Source organism: Pseudomonas sp. C11, from assembly GCF_034683865.1.
Lineage (GTDB): Bacteria > Pseudomonadota > Gammaproteobacteria > Pseudomonadales > Pseudomonadaceae > Aquipseudomonas.
The window spans coordinates 115,100-131,745 of record NZ_JAWIIP010000004.1 but is presented as its reverse complement, the minus strand read 5'-3'; the positions used below and the strand labels follow the sequence as shown (position 1 = coordinate 131,745).

18 protein-coding genes are annotated in these 16,646 nt (G+C 61.6%); all 18 read left to right on the top strand.

Features of this window, described 5'->3' with window-relative positions; all coding sequences use genetic code 11:
* Positions 1–2 precede the first annotated feature (2 nt).
* Positions 3–2,297, top strand: a complete 2,295-nt coding sequence (locus VC352_RS08430) for a hypothetical protein (protein WP_322979129.1) — start codon at positions 3–5, stop codon at positions 2,295–2,297.
* A gap of 160 nt (positions 2,298–2,457) precedes the next feature.
* Entirely contained in the window at positions 2,458–3,513 is a 1,056-nt protein-coding gene (locus VC352_RS08425) for a hypothetical protein (RefSeq protein WP_322979128.1), read from the top strand.
* Between the two features lie 32 nt (positions 3,514–3,545).
* Positions 3,546–4,838 (top strand): DUF4043 family protein, encoded by a 1,293-nt coding sequence (locus tag VC352_RS08420; protein ID WP_322979127.1) that lies wholly within the window; start codon positions 3,546–3,548, stop codon positions 4,836–4,838.
* 60 nt (positions 4,839–4,898) lie between these two features.
* Positions 4,899–5,381 carry a hypothetical protein gene (locus VC352_RS08415; RefSeq protein WP_322979126.1) on the top strand — a complete coding sequence of 161 codons (483 nt, stop codon included), beginning with the start codon at positions 4,899–4,901 and terminating at the stop codon, positions 5,379–5,381.
* Between the two features lie 57 nt (positions 5,382–5,438).
* Entirely contained in the window at positions 5,439–6,305 is an 867-nt protein-coding gene (locus tag VC352_RS08410; protein ID WP_322979125.1) for a RyR domain-containing protein, read from the top strand.
* 3 nt (positions 6,306–6,308) lie between these two features.
* A complete protein-coding gene (locus VC352_RS08405) occupies positions 6,309–6,965 on the top strand; it encodes a DUF6682 family protein (RefSeq protein ID WP_322979124.1) in 657 nt (218 codons plus the stop codon).
* A 77-nt stretch (positions 6,966–7,042) separates the two neighbouring features.
* The gene (locus VC352_RS08400) at positions 7,043–7,309 is read left to right on the top strand and encodes a holin (protein WP_322979123.1); all 267 of its coding nucleotides are present in this window, start codon (positions 7,043–7,045) and stop codon (positions 7,307–7,309) included.
* Complete coding sequence (locus tag VC352_RS08395; RefSeq protein ID WP_322979122.1) at positions 7,306–7,860, top strand: glycoside hydrolase family protein; 555 nt, start codon at positions 7,306–7,308, stop codon at positions 7,858–7,860. The genes VC352_RS08400 and VC352_RS08395 overlap by 4 nt, the downstream gene beginning before the upstream one ends.
* Complete coding sequence (locus tag VC352_RS08390; protein WP_322979121.1) at positions 7,857–8,351, top strand: lysis system i-spanin subunit Rz; 495 nt, start codon at positions 7,857–7,859, stop codon at positions 8,349–8,351. Before VC352_RS08395 ends, VC352_RS08390 begins: the two co-directional genes overlap by 4 nt.
* On the top strand, positions 8,348–8,851 hold the full coding sequence (locus VC352_RS08385) for a hypothetical protein (RefSeq protein ID WP_322979120.1): 504 nt from the start codon (positions 8,348–8,350) through the stop codon (positions 8,849–8,851). Before VC352_RS08390 ends, VC352_RS08385 begins: the two co-directional genes overlap by 4 nt.
* Positions 8,852–8,861: 10 nt before the next feature.
* On the top strand, positions 8,862–9,473 hold the full coding sequence (locus VC352_RS08380; RefSeq protein WP_322979119.1) for a hypothetical protein: 612 nt from the start codon (positions 8,862–8,864) through the stop codon (positions 9,471–9,473).
* A complete protein-coding gene (locus VC352_RS08375; RefSeq protein ID WP_322979118.1) occupies positions 9,470–9,931 on the top strand; it encodes a hypothetical protein in 462 nt (153 codons plus the stop codon). The genes VC352_RS08380 and VC352_RS08375 overlap by 4 nt, the downstream gene beginning before the upstream one ends.
* Before the next feature lie 10 nt (positions 9,932–9,941).
* Positions 9,942–10,625: a hypothetical protein gene (locus VC352_RS08370; protein WP_322979117.1), complete on the top strand. Its 684-nt coding sequence runs from the start codon at positions 9,942–9,944 to the stop codon at positions 10,623–10,625.
* A 3-nt stretch (positions 10,626–10,628) separates the two neighbouring features.
* On the top strand, positions 10,629–12,506 hold the full coding sequence (locus VC352_RS08365; RefSeq protein ID WP_322979116.1) for a hypothetical protein: 1,878 nt from the start codon (positions 10,629–10,631) through the stop codon (positions 12,504–12,506).
* A gap of 153 nt (positions 12,507–12,659) precedes the next feature.
* A complete protein-coding gene (locus tag VC352_RS08360) occupies positions 12,660–13,865 on the top strand; it encodes a hypothetical protein (RefSeq protein WP_322979115.1) in 1,206 nt (401 codons plus the stop codon).
* Positions 13,862–14,359, top strand: coding sequence for a hypothetical protein (locus VC352_RS08355; RefSeq protein WP_322979114.1), 498 nt, complete (start codon positions 13,862–13,864; stop codon positions 14,357–14,359). The genes VC352_RS08360 and VC352_RS08355 overlap by 4 nt, the downstream gene beginning before the upstream one ends.
* An 11-nt stretch (positions 14,360–14,370) precedes the next feature.
* On the top strand, positions 14,371–14,814 hold the full coding sequence (locus tag VC352_RS08350; RefSeq protein ID WP_322979113.1) for a hypothetical protein: 444 nt from the start codon (positions 14,371–14,373) through the stop codon (positions 14,812–14,814).
* A gap of 11 nt (positions 14,815–14,825) precedes the next feature.
* Positions 14,826–16,643 carry a hypothetical protein gene (locus tag VC352_RS08345; protein WP_322979112.1) on the top strand — a complete coding sequence of 606 codons (1,818 nt, stop codon included), beginning with the start codon at positions 14,826–14,828 and terminating at the stop codon, positions 16,641–16,643.
* Positions 16,644–16,646 lie beyond the last annotated feature (3 nt).

Here is a 16,646-nt window from a genome sequence, read left to right as displayed (position 1 = left end):
AGATGGACGCTACCGCACTCAAGCAGCATGACGAGCACGAAGAGCACGAAGAGCAGGAGCATGACGACCTGGCGCTGACGCTCGACGAATACACCGAGATCATGCATGAGATCGAAGAGCAGCCGAAGTGGCGCAGCACCGCCGATAAGGAAATGGACTACGCCGACGGTAACCAACTCGACAGCGAGTTGCTGGCCCGCCAGCGTGCGCTGGGCATTCCTCCTGCTGTCGAGGATCTGATCGGCCCGGCGTTGCTCTCCATTCGTGGCTACGAGAGTGCTACCCGTACCGACTGGCGCGTGACGCCCGATGGCGATGTGGGCGGCCAGGACGTGGCCGACGCGCTGAATTACAAGCTGAATCAGGCCGAGCGACACAGCAAGGCAGACCGTGCGTGCAGCGATGCATTCCGCTCGCAGATTGCCGTAGGCCTGGGCTGGGTAGAGGTGAGCCGCGAGAGCGATCCCTTCAAGTTCCCTTGCCGTTGCAGCGCCGTGCACCGCAACGAAATGCACTGGGACTTCACCGCAAAAGAACCCGACCTGAGCGATGCGCGCTGGTTGCGCCGTCAGCGCTGGCTGATGTGTGAACGAATTGTGCGCGCCTTCCCGCAGCATGCCGAGTTGATCAAGGCTGTGGGTAAGCATGGGGCTGAGTGGTGGATCGATACCGCGACCGGTGCGAATGACGGAGGTAGTTCGACCGGCCTGCATAGTGCTTGGGCAGATGCACGCGCATGGACTGTGCAAGAAGAGCGCTGGTACAACCCGACCTCGAAGGAGATCTGCCTGGCAGAAGTCTGGTACCGGCGTTGGGTCGAGGTCGGCGTGATCACCGCACCCGATGGGCGCGTGGTCGAGTACGACGAGAACAACATGGCCCATCAGGTGGCGCTGGCGAGCGGCATGTCGAAGTACAGCCGTGCCGTGGTCGCGCGGGTGCGCCGCAGCTACTGGCTCGGCCCGCACTGCCTGCACGATGGCCCGACACCTTATTCGCACCGCCATTTCCAGTACGTGCCGTTCTGGGGTTTCCGTGAGGACGGCACCAACGTCCCCTATGGCTACGTGCGTGGCATGATCTATCCGCAGGACAGTCTGAACAGCGGAATCAGCAAGTTGCGTTGGGGACTATCGTCGGTGCGCACCATCCGTACTGAGGGCGCTACCAAGATGAAGGACGCCCAGGTGCGTAACCAGGTGGGCAGGGTCGATGCCGATATCGTGCTCGATCAAGCTCACATGGCCAAGCAGGGTTCGATCTTCAAGATCGAGCGCGATTTTGAACTGAACGCTCAGCAGTTCCAGATGCTGCAAGACAACCGCTCGGCGATTCAGCGCGTCTCGGCGGTCACCACCGGGTTCATGGGCAAGGAAGGTACCGCCACCAGCGGCCGGCAGGAGGCTATGCAGATCGAGCAGAGCAACCAGGCGCTGGGCGTGATGATGGACAACTTCCGCGCCGGCCGGACGATGGTTGGCGAGCTGTTGCTGTCCATGATCATTGATGACCTTGGTTCGCAGCAGCAGACAATCGTCATCGAGGGCGATGCAGTGCGTGCCGATCGCACGGTGGTGATCAACAAGCCAGAACAAGATCCTGCTGGATACACCTACCTGTCGAACGACCTGCAGCGCACTCAACTGAAGGTCGCCTTGGAGGATGTGCCGAGTTCCAACAGCTATCGGGCGCAGCAACTGTCGGCATTGTCCGAGGCGGTCAAGAGCCTGCCGCCGCAGTACCAGGCGGCTGTACTGCCGTTCCTTGTGTCCCTCATGGACGTGCCATTCAAGCGCGAGGTGGTCGAGGCCATTCGCTCCGCAGCACAGCAGGAGACGCCAGAACAGGTCGAACAGCGCATCAAGCAGGCGGTCGAGGATGCCCTGGCCAAGTCGGGCGTAGAGTTCAAGATGCGCGAGCTGGCACTCAAGGAACGCCGCAATGAGGCAGAGATTGAGCGGATCATGGCTCAGGCCGTGCAGATCGGCGTGCAGGCGGCGTACTCGGCCATGCAGGGCGGCGCCCAGATCGCTCAGATGCCGATGATTGCCCCGGTAGCGGACGAGATCATGAAGGGCGCAGGGTACAAGCAGAAGGGCGGCGATGATCCGAACTTCCCACAGGCGGCTGATACTGCGGCGATGAACATCAAGACGCCTTATGTGCAGCCAGGTGGCCCTGACAGCATGCCGCCAGCGCGCGAGAACACCAGTCCGGCCTTCCCGCCGGTACCGGCAGAACCCGGAACCGGCATGCGTGGCATCGAGACTGCCAGCACCACCGACAACCTCGCCTGACCTGAAAGCCCTGCAGCGCTGACCCCCTGTAGGGTTTTTTCTTTTCCGATCCCATCGCGACACTCGTTTGCAAGCCAGGTGCGACCTGGCGATGCGCGAGGCGGCGACGCCTCGTTACTGCTGAACCCTTGCGGCCACGGCGACATGTGGCGGGACAGGCATGAAACCAGACGAGTTTATCCAGCAGCACGCACCGAACGGTGAAATGACGGCAGAGCAGGCCGCCCAGCTTCTTGAGCTGGTGGACATGGGCGATACCGGGGAACCGACCCCGGACACTGGCAGCGCCGCGCCCGCCGCTGCTACTGCAGAAGCCGCACAAGCAGCCGACGGCGCACAGGCAACTGACAACGTATCGAACACCGATAACGCAGCAGCAGGTGTTGAAACGGAAGATCCGGCCAAGTCCGTGATCATGGCGAAGGACAACGTCCACACCATTCCGTATCAGCGCCTGCAGGAAGCGCGAGAAGGACGGCAGGCAGCGGAAGCCCGCGAGCAGGAGCTACTGCAGAAGTTGCAGGGCGCACAGCAGGAGCTGGAAGCGCTCAGGAATCAAGCGCAACAACGGGCGGATGCAGGGATTGCGCCGACCGATGCCGACAAGAACCTGGCGACCGCTGAGGCCGCTATGGATGCCGGTATCGACCCGGATATTTTCGGGGATTTTTCCCCGGAAGCGCTGGCCAAGGGCGTGCAAGCCTTGATCGCCAAGAGTGCTCCGACACTGTTGGCAGATCTGGTTAAGCAGCAAGTGGCCCCCCTGCAGCAGAAGCAGCACATGACCGAGCAGGAAGCTCACGCGCAGGCGATCTACGCCAAGCATCCCGACCTCGATTCGATTATCGAGAGCGCGGAACTTGATGCCTGGATCGAGTCGCAGCCCAGCTTCGCACGCAATGCGTACCGCGAAGTGATCGGGAAGGGCACGGCGCAAGAGGTTATCGAGTTCATCGACACGTACAAGGAAGCCACTGGGAAAACTCAGGCAGCCGCCGCGGCGCCCGCCAGTGCGAGCGTTCAGGCAGCAGCCAAGCAAGCCGTGGAAGCGGCCAAGCCGGCAGTACCTGTAAGCCTCTCGGACATTCCGGGCGGTCGACCAGGCCCAGCCACTGGCCACGAAGCACTGGCGAACTTAGGCGCCGTAGATATGGCCGAGGCCTTGATGGACAAGAGCCCGGAACAGATCGAGGCATATCTGAACCGGAGCGTCTGACGCTCCGTGTCCCGTGATCAAGGAGATTCACCGTGACCGACAAGACTCACATGCGCTACGGCGACCCGCAGGCGATGGTCGAGCAGGCCGTCGGCCTGTTCGCTGTTCATACCCAGCGCAACACCACCATGAACCGCCTCACCGGCAAGATGCCCAAGGGTACCGCTGGTGCCGAGGCAACCCTGCGCAAGCAGACCACTCAGCACATGCCGATTGTGCGTTGCCAAGATCTGGGCAAGGGCCGCGGCGATGAAGTCACCTTCCACCTGCTGAACCCGGTAGGCGGTTACCCGATCATGGGTAGCGAATACGCCGAGGGTCGCGGTGTGGGCATGAAGCTGTCCGAGGACAAGCTGCGCGTGAACCAGGCGCGCTTCCCGATCGACCTCGGCGACACTATGACCACCATCCGCAGCCCGGCCGACTTCCGTCGCCTGGGTCGCCCTGTCGCACAGGCCAAGATGGATGCCTACGTCGACCAGAGCCTGCTGGTGCATATGGCCGGTGCCCGTGGCTTCCAAAACAACATCGAATGGGCTGTGCCGACCGAGGCGCACCCTGATTTCGCGAAGATCATGGTCAACCGCGTGAAAGCGCCGACCAAGAACCGCCATTTCATCGCCGACGGCGGCAACGGCATCAAGCCGTTCACCGTGAACGCTGGCGAAGTCGATCTGGCGACCACCGACCTGTTCAAGATGGACACCGTAGACGGTGTGCGCACCTATCTCGATCAGGTGGCACTGCCGCCGCCCCCGGTGATCTTCGAGGGTGACGCCGCTGCCAACGACTCGCCGTTGCGCGTGATGCTGGTTTCCGCTGCTCAGTACAACCTGTTCGCAGCCGATCCCAACTTCCGCCAACTGCAGGCCAGTGCGATGGCGCGTGCCCAGCAAGCCAAGGGCCATCCGCTGTTCCTGGGTGAGGTAGGTCTGTGGAATGGCGTGCTGATCGTGAAGATGCCGAAGCCGATCCGCTTCTACGCCGGCGACACCATCCGCTACTGCGCGGCCAGCAACAGTGAAGCCGAAAGCACCTGCATCGTGCCTTCGAGCTTCGGCGATAACTTCGCCATCGACCGCGCCATCCTGCTGGGTGGCCAGGCCGTGGCCGAAGCGATGGCCGCCAGCGAGAAGTCGAAGATCCCGTTCTTCTGGAGCGAGAAGGAGCTCGACCACGGCGACAAGATCGAGTTGCTGCTGGGCGCCATCCGTGGCGTCAGCAAGATCCGCTTCGCGATCGAGACCGGCGAGGGTGTCGAGTTCACCGACTACGGCGCCACCGCGATCGATACCGCTGTGCCGATCATCGGCGCTCGCAAGTGATGGGTTGGGCCGGGTAACACCGGCCCGCCTTTACTGAACCCCATTGAAGGAGAGCCCATCATGGCCAAAGTAACCCTGAAGACCTTCGGCGTCCGCCAGTTCGGCGGTGCTGCTGGTGCCTACGGCAATACCACCACCCTCAAGTTCACCCTGGAAACCGGCTCCAACGGTGCCGCGCTGAACGCTGATTCGACTTCGGCGATCGCTGCGGCCGATGTGGTCGACCTGGGCCCGCTGCCGGAAGGCATGCGCCTGGATGATGCGTCGATCATCGTCAGCACCGGTATGACCGCCACCATCACCGGCTCGCTGGGCTTCGCCTACGAGGATGGTGTGGATGACACCACCGTGCCCCAGGACGCCGCGTACTTCGGTACCGGCTTCGCCCTGGCAACCGCTGCGCGCCTGCGTGCCAACGCGGGTAAAGCCCTGAAGACTCTGCCGAAGCCGGCACGCCTGATCCTGACCACCGCGGCTGCTGACAACGCCAAGGCCAGCAAGATCGAGGTGCTGGTGACCGGCGAGCTGCAAGGCGCCCGCTGATACGCAGCTTGGGAGGGGCTTCGGCCCCTTTCTTTTTCCGCAAGGTAGGACACGAACATGAAAGTCATCGTAATTGCTGGTGCTGCTCACGCGCTTATTGCGTCGATCAGCCAGGTGTTTGGCGATACTGCTGTCGCCTGGGAAGATGCTGGCGAGAGCTATCAGCAAGGGATCATTGCTGGCGTTACTGCGTACTTCGAGAATCCAGACATGACCCCTGAACTGGAGCATCAGAAGTGGCTCGAAGCCAAGCAGGCTGACGGTTGGGTGCATGGTGAGGCGATCGATACGACCCCGAAAACCCACCCGTTGCTGCTGCCGTTCGCTGAGCTCCCCGTAGAGCATCGTGTGAAAGCCGCCATCCTGCATGCCGCCGTGCATGCGCTGAAGGATCTGCCGGATGCTGACGAGGCCGCCGCTGCTGCAGTTGCTGCTGCGCTGGCCAAGGTTGCGCCAGGTCAGACGGCGCAGAGCGCTCCTGCCGGCCCGGGCAAACTGGCGGTGGTCTACATCGGCCGCAAGCCAGCCTACACCGATCACCTGTATGGCACCGGCCTGAGCTTCACCCAAGGCCAGGAACGCGCCATGCCGGTCGATATCGCCCGCAAGTTCCTGCGTCACCCCGATATGTTCAAGGAAGGCGACGCCACGGCTGTGACCGAAGCGCAGGCAGAGCCGGACAAGGTCGATGATCAGGATGACGACACCGCTCGCCAACTGGCTGAGGCCAAGAAGCTCGAGGACGAGCAACGCGATAAGGAAAATCGCATTCTCGACCTGAAGCAGCAGATCAACGTCATGACCAAGGAATCGCTGGCCGAGTACGCCATGACCAACTACAAGCAGAACCTCGACAAGCGCAAGTCTGTCGCCGAACTGCGTCAGGCGGTCACCGGCATGATCGACCAGTTCGGGGTGGTGTGATCAATGACCCTCGACGAGCTGAGCAAGGATTTCAGGGTCTCCGCCCAGGATACGGTGCAGCCGTTCCTGTTCGATCAGTCTGATGTTGCGCGCTGGCTCATTGAGGCAGAGCAGGAGGCCTGCATTCGCGGGCGCCTGCTGCATGATTCGAGTTTCGAGATCGACATCGCTGCAGGTGAATCCGTATACCCGCTGAGCCAGGGGCTGTACGAGATCGATCACCTGGGCCTGCTTGAGGCGGGTTCTACTGAGCGTTGCCCAGTTAAGCTCGTATCGCGCGAATGGCTGGATGACAACATGCCAGGTTGGCGAGACCGCGCCGACATTCCGCGCTTCGCCATCCAGAGCGATACCAGCATCCGCCTGGTACCGACGCCGCGCCTTGGTGGTGTGCTCAAGCTCGAAGGCTACCGGCTACCTGTTCGTGGGCTCACCGTCGACAAGGCTTCGAAGCCAGAGATCAATCAGGCCCACCATCGTCATCTGGTGCACTGGGCGCTGCATCGCGCTTTCAGCGTGCCGGACAGCGAGACGCTGGATCTTGGCCGTGCCGATGCCGCCCTGGCCGCATTCACCGCCTATTTCGGCGAGAACCCGAACTGCGACCTGCGCCGCATCACCCGCCAGGACGTTGATCATCACAACAAGGCCTGGGTCTGACCCCCTGTAGGGTTCGCCACTCTCCGCTCCGCTTCATAGCATCCCGTCAACGCAGACCAGCCAGCACGGGAGCGAGCATGGCACTTCAAATCAACGAAAGCACCGTGGACACGGTAGCCGTTTCGGTCACGAACAAGAGCATGCTCGGCGGCGCCATTGCAGGGGCTTTTGGTTGGCTGGCTCAGATCAACTGGATCGGGCTTTCTGGCGTTGTCATCGCACTGCTCGGCCTGGCCTGCAATTTCTACTTCCAGCACCGACGCGACAAGCGGGAGCAGGCCGAGAGCCTGGCGCGCATTGAGGCGTTGCGCGAGCGGTGCGGGCTTGAAGGTCGCCAGCAATGAGCATCCGCAACCGAATTGCCGTCACGGCGCTGACGCTCAGCCTGGCCGGCTTTGGCGCCTGGATCAAGAGCGAGGGCGAGAGCCCGGTGGTGCAAAAGGATGGCGTCGAGTTGCTTGCCCCGCACATCCCGACCAAAGGCGACGTGCCGACCATCGGCCACGGCTCGACCCGCTACGAAGACGGCACGCCCGTCACCCTCGCAGATCCGCCCATCACCCGCGAGCGCGCCCAGCAACTGGCCAGGGCGCTGCACAGCGAGGAAGAGCGCCGATTCCAAGCCTCGCTGCCGGGCGTGAAGCTTTTCCAAGAGGAATACGACCTCTACATCGACTTCACCGGCCAGTACGGCATCGGCAATTGGCGGGCGTCCTCGATGCGCCGCCATCTGTTGGCCGGCGAGTACCCGAAGGCCTGCGACGCTCTGTTGAAGTGGCGGCACGCTGCTGGTTACGACTGCTCGACCCTGGTGAACGGAAAGCCCAACCAGCGCTGCTGGGGAGTATGGACTCGCCAGCTTGAGCGCCACGCCAAGTGCTGGAGCGTCCAATGATCCGCGCCCTGGTTGCCGCCTGCGCCGGACTGGCCATTGCCCTGGCGCTGCTCTATCTGCGCCTCGACACCGTGGTGGTCGAGCGTGACAACGCCGTGACCCTGGCCAAGCAGCACGCCGCCTCGGTCGAGTCGCTGCGCAACACCAACCGTCTGCAGCGCGAACTGGCCAACGACCAGGCCGCACGCGAAGACGTCTTCTTGAAGGGGAAACAACGTGCTGAAGACCGTGCCGATTCTCTGCATCGCTGCCTCGCTGACGGTACTTGCGGGCTGCGAGTCGCTGCCACCTGCCCCGCAGTGCGAGTGGACGGAGCCACCACCGCTGCCGGCGAGCCTGATGCAGGAACCCCAGAGCTTACAGCCGCTGCTCGACGAGCTTATCCAGCCCTCGTCGCCGGCCTCGAAGTCCAGCGCGACCAAATCCTGAAGTTGCAGGAGCAGCTCGTATCCCTGCACAGGCAGTGCAAGATCATTGGAGTACCACAATGACCCATATCGCCCCAACCGTCGGCCGCGTGCTGCACTTCATTCCCACCGCCGACTACATGGCCAGTCGCAAGCAGGCTTTCGGTAATCCTGCGCAGCCTCTGGCTGCCATTATCGCCTACGTCCACAGCGACACCATGGTGAATCTCACCGTCTGGGATCAGAACGGCGAGCAGTTCAGCGTGTGCAGCGTGCCCCTGGTGCAGGAAGGCAGTGACGTGATTGTCGGTAGCTTCTACGCCCAATGGATGCCTTACCAGAAGGGCCAGGCAGCGAAGACCGAATCCCTGGAAAGCCAGCTCGCTGGCAAGCCTGCTATCGGCATCGACCTGGCTGCTGAGCAGGATCAATGCGTGCGCGTATTCCTTGAGAAAGGTGCGGTCGTGAAGGTCGAGGGCATACCGCTCGAGCTTTATCACGATGCGGTGGTTCTCGCCCATCCCGCCAATGTCCCGCTGATCTTTCCACCGCGCACTGCGCGTCCTGCTGAAAGCAGCGAGTAAGGAGACTGGCATGTCGGCGCCTGAAATCCCCATCACCATCTACCGTGGCGAGACGTTCGAGTTCGGCATCATGTATGCCGAAGGCGAGTATGTTTCGCCATATCCGGTGATCACTGGGATGGCGTCGACGGCGCCGGCCAGGCTGATCGTGCCGTCTCACGGTGTTCCGGATGGTTGGCCCGTGCGCGTCGCGTGCGTGAAGAAGCCGATCGAGCTGAACACGCCTGATGATGACTGGGTTTACCCGAAAGTCATCGACGCCGACACGCTCGAACTGAACGACGTGAACGCCCACTGCTGGCAGCCGTTCTCAGGTACCGGCCTGCTGATCGTGCCGAAGCCGGCAGACCTGACGGGATGGCGGTGTCGGGCTCAGGTGCGCACCAAGCCTGGCGGCGAACTGCTGCACACCTGGGACAGCGACCCTGCACAGAACCCTGACAGCCTGGTGATCGTCGACGTTGCGTTGAGCCAGTTCGTTCTGACCATGAGCGCTGCGCAGTCCGAGGCGCTGGAGTGGAGCAAGGGCGTCTATGAGGCCGAGGTCATCGCCCCGGGCGGCCAGGTCTACAAGCTCACCGCGATCAGTCCGATTGAGGTAACTCGCGAGGTGACGACGTGACAGCGATCGCCACCCGCACTGCGCGCACCAGCTCGGCCGTTGCTGTCGTACAGAAGCGACCAGGGCCGATTGCAACCCGCCAGCAGGCACCGCGCGCGGTCATCGCTGCAGGACTGCGCGGGCCGAAAGGGGAGAGCGGCCAGGCGCTTCCGCCCATCGCGTTCGCGTTCGGCGATGCGTCGCCGCGTCTGCTGCACCTGCTTGAAGATTCCGCCCTGCTGGTGTCCGTGCAACTGATCATCGGCACCCCGTTCGACGGCGAGGATGCCGCGCTGCGCATCCGCACTCAGGCCGGCGCCGTGCTGCTCGACAGCGATCAGGTGGCGCCTGACTTCCCAGCGACCTACGAATCAACACCAGGCGCATCGCTCGCCGCAGGCACCGCCATCTATCTCGAAATCACCCCAGGCGCAGGCGCAACAGCCGGCTCTGGTTTCGTTGTGCTCAACCTGAACTGAGGTAACCAACATGCGCTTTCTCGACCTACGCGGCACGCTCAGCAACCTGTTCCGTCTCGGCCTCGGCGGCCTGCAACTGAAGAGCACGGGCGGCAAGATCCGCGCGCGCAACGCCACCGACGATGCCGACGCCCCCTTGGTCGGCAGCACCATCGCTGCCAGCGGCGACAGCCTGACTCTGAACGAGGACGCGGCCGGCGCAGGCGAGGATTGGACGCTGACCATCAGTCGCCCATCTACAGGCATGAGCCAGGCCTTGAACTTCAAGATGCCGGCGAACTACGGTACCGCAGGCTTTGCGCTGACCACTGACGGCGCCGGCAATCTGTCCTGGGCATCGTCTGCAGCGGCCACCAACCTCGAAGCCACCGACACCACCGACCTGGCTTTCAACTCGACCGGCACTGTGGCCATGTTCCAGTTGCCTGCCGATGCCGTGGTACGCCTGGTGGCCATCGTCATCGACACCGCATTCGACGGCACTCCGTCGCTCTCTATCGGTGTTACCGGCGAACTGTCGCGTTACCTTGGCAGCACGCAGGTCGATCTGACCGCTGCCGCTGGCACCACGTTCGAGGTCGACCCGTCTGCAGCGGCTGAAGCAACCGCCCAGGATCTGATCGCTACATACAGCGCAGGCGGTGCAACGCAGGGGGCTGCGCGCATGCTCGTTTCCTACGTGATCCCGAGCTAATCCATGCGGTGGTTGAGCGACCTCGCTGGCACGCTGCTGCCGAATTATCGGATCGGCAACGCACGGTTTGATGCGGGTGGTTTAGACCAACTGCGAAACCTGCTTATTGCCAACGAAAGCGGAACGCTGTCGACGCGAGAGTGGGTAAATCTTACCCGTGCAATAGCGCGGGTAGACGTGCTCGGTTGCGCGCCGGGAAGTCCATCTTCAGCCAGTGCAAACACGGCGATCATCCAGAATGCGCTGGACGCAGGTGTCCCTATCTGGGTGCCCGCTGGGCAAACTCACTTCATCGACTACCTGCTGCTTCCACCTGAGTTCTGCATTCTGGGAGGCGGTACGCTGGCATGGGAACAGAGCAACCGCTTGGCCCCAGGCAACATGTTCGAGGCTTACGAAAGCATTGATGGCGGGGTGATCAACGGCGTTTCACTTGTTGGCAATCGTCCATACCAGACCACGGCGACGACCACTGGCCATGACATGAAGTGCATCAGCCTGCGGGCGGGCTCTATCCGCAAACTGCGCATTCGTGATGTTGGCATTTCCGATTTCGGCGACGGCAACGAGGCGGGCGGGGCTGTGCTGCTTGGTGCACTGACAGGGACAGGTCACGTTATCGAGGATATCGACGTTGATGGCCTGCGCGTTCGTGACGTCAGCAACATTCCTGGCCTGTATATCGACTCAAACGCTGCATACAACAGCTCGCTGGCTCGCATTAAAGTCAAACGCTCGACCTTCATTAATAATATCCCTGCGCGATACAACCAGCTTTACATATTAGGCCCATCAGTTAGTAATCCTGGGGTTGACGTTGATATTGATGCGTCATGGTTTGAGACGTTCGCTCAGATAGATTGCTGCGCTGAACTGAACCATATTCAAGATTACAACTATGTCAGCAATACCCACGTTCTGCGCTCTGGAGAAACAACTACTGGCAGAGCAACTGGGTTGCTGATTCGCGACAACTGTAGCGATGGTGATGTTGTTCGCAATCGATTTTTCAACTTCGGTACTGCTACCGACATAACGGCCTTGTCGTTGGCTCGGCTGAATTCTGGATCGCAAACCATTGGTGAGGTGGCAGGAAATAAATTTTACAACTGGGGCGCTGGTTTAGACGGCAAGGTTGTAAACCTGGGAGCTGGGTGTAACAACATATCAATCCACCACAACCGGATTCGATCGGGCCCGGCAGGACGTATTCAAACTGCGTTTTCAGTTGTCGGCAATGTCAACGACATAAGCGACAACACGCTGTCGGGCGTTAATTATCCAGTGGTTATGTCATCCAGCGCGACACTAACGACGTATGAGCGCAATAAACACATATTGTGCGGTGATGGCGCTGTCGGTTTGATCGTTAGCGCTACGTCAGGTCTTTCTATCCAGCACATGCGCGTGCGTGACAACATTGTTTTTTCAGTACTGGCAGGTACGCCCAACTTCGTATCTGTATTAACAACTAGCTCAACCGGTAATCGCATCGAAAACAACTCCGTGCCAGCCGGCGTGCAGCATTGCAATCCGTCGTATGCCGACAGTTTCGTCGTCGTCACGCCGGCATCAACTGGCGCGCTGCTGGCCGGTCGTGTCTACCGCATGAATCAGGGGCTGATCAGCGTAGGCCCAGGCGATCGTTTTACAATCGGTGGCAACCTCGACGCGACTCTCGACGGTTTCGGCGCATCAATGATTGTTGCTGGTGACACCGTAATCGTGGCACCGCCCGGCAACACTGGCCCATGTGTATGGAGTTGGAGCCTTGAGGCAACCAACCGGCTGCGCATTCGCATCGAGAACAATTCCACGACAGCGCATGACGTGCCAGCCGGTGACTGGGTGATCACTGTCATCAAGACGTCTGCAATGTGATTGCTGGACAGGTTGTACCCAGTGACATCGCGTAGCCCTCACAGAAGTGAGGGTGCGCATTCTGACCCCCTGTAGGGGTCGCCCCTTTCTTTCCCCTTATGGACACTCATTGCTGAGCCGGGCGGTGTTGCCTGGCATGGTGGCGAGATATCCATGGTTGAGCCTGTACGTATTCGGAGCTGGTTGGCGGGGGCGAACAACATCGCCCCGCGCGATCGCCTGCCCGAGGCGAGCCTACGCGCTGGGGTGAATGTCGACCCGCTGCCTGGCGGCAGGCTCGCGGCCAGAGCGCGGTACCAGCGCCAATATGCAGGTACTGCAGTTCGTGCCGTGCTGGCCCTGCACAGCAAGCTGCTGATCGCAGACGGTACCAACCTCGTTGAGTTCGATATCGCTACCAACAGCCATCGGGTGCTGCGTTCCATTGTTGGCGCTGGCCCGATGGTCGGCGACGTGCTGAATGATCGCCTGTACTTCTGCACCGCGGATGAAGCGCTTGAGTATGACGGCGCGCATGTGCGCCCGTGGGGTGTGCCTGACGTGCTGCTGCAGCCGGCGGTTGTGATCGAGCAGGGCGGAACTTTGCAGGCAGGCCCGTACCAATTGGCCATGACCTACACCGATCAATGGGGACGCGAGGGCGGCACCGACCTGGCGCTGGTCATTAGCGTGCCGGCTGGCAGTAGCCTGAAGGTGACCGTGCCGGCACTTCCATCTGGCTGCAAGGCGAATGTCTACGTGAGCGCGCCAGGTGGATCGACTCTGTACTTGCAGCGCCAGGTTTCGCTCGCTGGCGTCGTCGATATCGGATCTGTCGCCGACGACACCGCGCGTTGTGAATCGCAACTCTGCCGCGCCCCGCGGCCTGGGCATATCGTCTGCGCGCATAACGGCACGGTGGCCGTTGCCATCGACAGCCATGTGCAGCTTACCCGCCCGCTGCGTCCGCATCTCGTCGACCGTGCGCGTGACTTCTTCCAGTACCCGCGCCGCGTGGGGATGCTCCTGAGCACTCAAGGGCGCCTGTTCGTCAGTTCAGATCGCGTGCATGCCATCGGCGCTGCGGAAACCAGCGAGGTGATGCAGAGCAGGGCGCTGGAGTTTCCTGCGGTGCCAGGTACTGGCGTGCTGCTGCCGGATGGGCGCGCGGCATGGCTGACCCGGTATGGCGTGGCGATCGCTGGCGCCGACGGCGTGAGCCTTATCAACGCTGGCAAGTTCGTGCCCGGGGATGCGGTGCGCGGCGCGGCCGGAGCCCTCGACTTCAACGGTAATCAACTGATCGTTTCGACTCTGATCGGGCGCACGGGCGCAAGCCTGGCAAGTACCGATCGCTTTCTCGGTGAGGTAAGACCATGAGCCTGCTCAACGGCTTCGAGTATCACTGCCGCTTCATTTTGCCCGACGGGCAGGTGATCGAGGACGTGTTCCACAACCTGATCCCGCAACAGGGCGTCGATTACTGGGCGGATGTGTTCTTGGCAAACCAGCCTGCCATCGGCACCTGGTACATGGGGATTTTCGAGGGCAACTATCTGCCAACCTCGGCGACCAAGGCATCGGATATTCCGTCCTCGATCGGCGAGTGCACCGCGTATTCAGAGGCGTCCCGCCCGATCTGGCAGGGCGAATACGATGGTGTCGGCACGCTCAGCAATGAGAACGTGAAATCCGAATTCACTCTGACTGCCGACAAAACCATCTATGGCGCATTCATCGTGTCCAGCGCCACCAAGGCGGATGGCGGTGGCGTGATGACCTCGATCGGTCGCTTCACCACACCGAAAGTTCTTCCGGCCGGCACGGTGTTCAGTTGCTGGGCGGCAATCCCGCTCGTTCCCACCGACTTCTGAGGATAACCATCATGGGTATGAAGATCAGCACCGCTCTGGCAAAAGGCGTGCTCGACACCGGCAGTTTCAAGAGCATGCTGACCGGCATGCGCCTGAAGATCTATGCGGGCACTGAGCCGGCGACGGCTGATGCAGCCCTTGGCGCGGCGGTGCTGTTGTGCACGATCACCGTGGATGACACGGGCGATGCGCTTTCGTTCGAGGCCAGCGCGGTGCAGAACGTGCTGGAAAAGAACTCCAGCGAGGTTTGGCGTGGCACCTGTGTCGCAACCGGTACCGCATCGTTCTGCCGCCTCGAACTGTCATCCGATACGGGTACCTCCAGCACCACCGAAGTGCGGGTGCAGGGCGACGTTGGTATTGCCGGCCGCTTCTGTAACATCTCCAGCACTGCGCTAACCTCTGGTGCGCCGCAGGCGATCGAAAGCCTGGCTATCGCGCTTCCGCTCCAGTAAGGGCATAACCCATGGCCAACCGGCTGCAGAAGCTTGCGCTGACGAAGTACACGCCTGGTGTGCCGTACCAGCCTGCGCTACCAGCTCGCTGCGTGCTGGTGGCCAGGCAGGAACCGGCGCGCACGGTTGTCGTGCGTTACACGGCTGTGACGCAGAACGGGGTCACCTTCTACATTCCAGTGTTTGAGCAGCGGCCGGCTCAGACGGTTTATGACCGGGTGTGCTATCCGGCCACGCCAGAGCGGCCTGCTGTACCGGCGAAGACCACCTATACCGCCATTAACGGGTGGAACAGCGGGGCGCGCAGCCAAGTCACCATGAATGGTGATGGCCAGTTCACCTTCAAGATCGCAAAAAGCGCGATTGGCGTGGTGGCTGGTCTATCGAGAAACGATGCGTCGACGCTGCCGAATGAGCAGACCCATGCGTTCTATGTGCACCGAGGCCAGGTGGATGTGATGGAGCGCGGCCAGGTGGTCGCATCGTCGGTAATCGCTCACGACGGCCCCATCGTTTACAGCATTACGCGCAAAGGCGATCGCGTCACCTATGAGGCTGATGGCTGGTCGCTGACCAGTAGCGTCCCGTCGCAGGGGCCGGTGGTGCTGGATGTTTCGCTGTACTCAAGCGGTGATTTCGTTGACGACCCTCAACTCGCCGAAGTGGTGGCGGGCGGCAGCGTTTACGGGACGTTGCCAGCCTTTACTGGTGTGGCTAGCGAGAGTGGTGAATATGCGTTCGTGACTGGAACGCTGCCGGCTTTCAGTGGTGTGGCCCAGGGCGGGATGATCCAGGGTGGTGGTGGCACGCTGCAGGCGTTCACTGGATGGGCGTCTGACAGGAAGAGCTATGGCTTTGTATCTGGAGCGCTGCCGGCTTTTTCCGGTGAGGTGATAGGAGGGTTCCCTGAACTGCAGGTTGCGTCAATTCAGGGCGTGCTGGCGCCGCTGAGTGGTTATGCCGTAGGGCTGACAGGCGAGGTTGCCAGTCTGGAAGGCAGCCTGCCGGCATTCTCAGGGTGGGCTGCTGATCGACCGTATGCGGCAGTCTCCGGATCTCTGCGCGCTTTCACCGGATCTGCTACAGGTGGCGAGCCGAACAATACCGTCGGCTTCATCCGCAGCCCTCTGGCGATCGGCAGCATCTTCCGGCCGGCAGAGATAGCAGTTGCTGGATACCGCAGCGGATTGCGCATCGGCAGTACGTTCGACCTGAGGGTGCTGGCAGAGGGCGGCATTGTCTCTGCGTTGCTGATCGGGAGCAGGTTCTTCAGTCAGTACGGCATCGAGGACGGATATCGGTCTGGTCTGCTGCTGGGCAGCCGCTTCCGTGGCGCCGAACAAGACGAAGGCATTCTTGGCCGGCTGGCGGATCAGCCGCTGCAGTTGGCCGTCAATCTTGCGACCGGTGCGCCGACGCTCTACCTCGATTGCGCGTTCTCCGGGTATGCCAGGGCTGGCGATGCCCTGTATGCCTGCCGCGAGGATGGCGTCTACCTGATCGGCGCTGGCGACGACGAGGGCGAGCCGCTGCAGGGGATGGTGGACTTCGGGGCTTATGACTTCGGTGTCAACCAGATCAAGCGGATGGATGCGGCCTATTTCGGCCTGAAGACTGACGGCAGCGCCAGGATGCAACTGGAGACTGATGGAGGATCCTACGGCTACCCGGTTGAGCAGCGTGGGCCGATGGCCAGGGGTGTGCCTGGCAAAGGTCTCAACGGCAGGCTCTGGAACATCACGCTGGAGTTCGAGGACGCCAGCTATTTCGAGTTGGATTCCATGGAGGTGCTGGTTGGCGCCTCGCAGCGCCGCCTGCGCGGGAGATAAGGC

Coding starts and splice junctions, on each gene's coding strand:
- VC352_RS08430 (WP_322979129.1), top strand. CDS start 3: ATGGACGCTACCGCACTCAAGCAGCATGACGAGCACGAAGAGCACGAA.
- VC352_RS08425 (WP_322979128.1), top strand. CDS start 2,458: ATGAAACCAGACGAGTTTATCCAGCAGCACGCACCGAACGGTGAAATG.
- VC352_RS08415 (WP_322979126.1), top strand. CDS start 4,899: ATGGCCAAAGTAACCCTGAAGACCTTCGGCGTCCGCCAGTTCGGCGGT.
- VC352_RS08410 (WP_322979125.1), top strand. CDS start 5,439: ATGAAAGTCATCGTAATTGCTGGTGCTGCTCACGCGCTTATTGCGTCG.
- VC352_RS08405 (WP_322979124.1), top strand. CDS start 6,309: ATGACCCTCGACGAGCTGAGCAAGGATTTCAGGGTCTCCGCCCAGGAT.
- VC352_RS08400 (WP_322979123.1), top strand. CDS start 7,043: ATGGCACTTCAAATCAACGAAAGCACCGTGGACACGGTAGCCGTTTCG.
- VC352_RS08395 (WP_322979122.1), top strand. CDS start 7,306: ATGAGCATCCGCAACCGAATTGCCGTCACGGCGCTGACGCTCAGCCTG.
- VC352_RS08390 (WP_322979121.1), top strand. CDS start 7,857: ATGATCCGCGCCCTGGTTGCCGCCTGCGCCGGACTGGCCATTGCCCTG.
- VC352_RS08385 (WP_322979120.1), top strand. CDS start 8,348: ATGACCCATATCGCCCCAACCGTCGGCCGCGTGCTGCACTTCATTCCC.
- VC352_RS08380 (WP_322979119.1), top strand. CDS start 8,862: ATGTCGGCGCCTGAAATCCCCATCACCATCTACCGTGGCGAGACGTTC.
- VC352_RS08370 (WP_322979117.1), top strand. CDS start 9,942: ATGCGCTTTCTCGACCTACGCGGCACGCTCAGCAACCTGTTCCGTCTC.
- VC352_RS08365 (WP_322979116.1), top strand. CDS start 10,629: ATGCGGTGGTTGAGCGACCTCGCTGGCACGCTGCTGCCGAATTATCGG.
- VC352_RS08360 (WP_322979115.1), top strand. CDS start 12,660: ATGGTTGAGCCTGTACGTATTCGGAGCTGGTTGGCGGGGGCGAACAAC.
- VC352_RS08355 (WP_322979114.1), top strand. CDS start 13,862: ATGAGCCTGCTCAACGGCTTCGAGTATCACTGCCGCTTCATTTTGCCC.
- VC352_RS08350 (WP_322979113.1), top strand. CDS start 14,371: ATGGGTATGAAGATCAGCACCGCTCTGGCAAAAGGCGTGCTCGACACC.
- VC352_RS08345 (WP_322979112.1), top strand. CDS start 14,826: ATGGCCAACCGGCTGCAGAAGCTTGCGCTGACGAAGTACACGCCTGGT.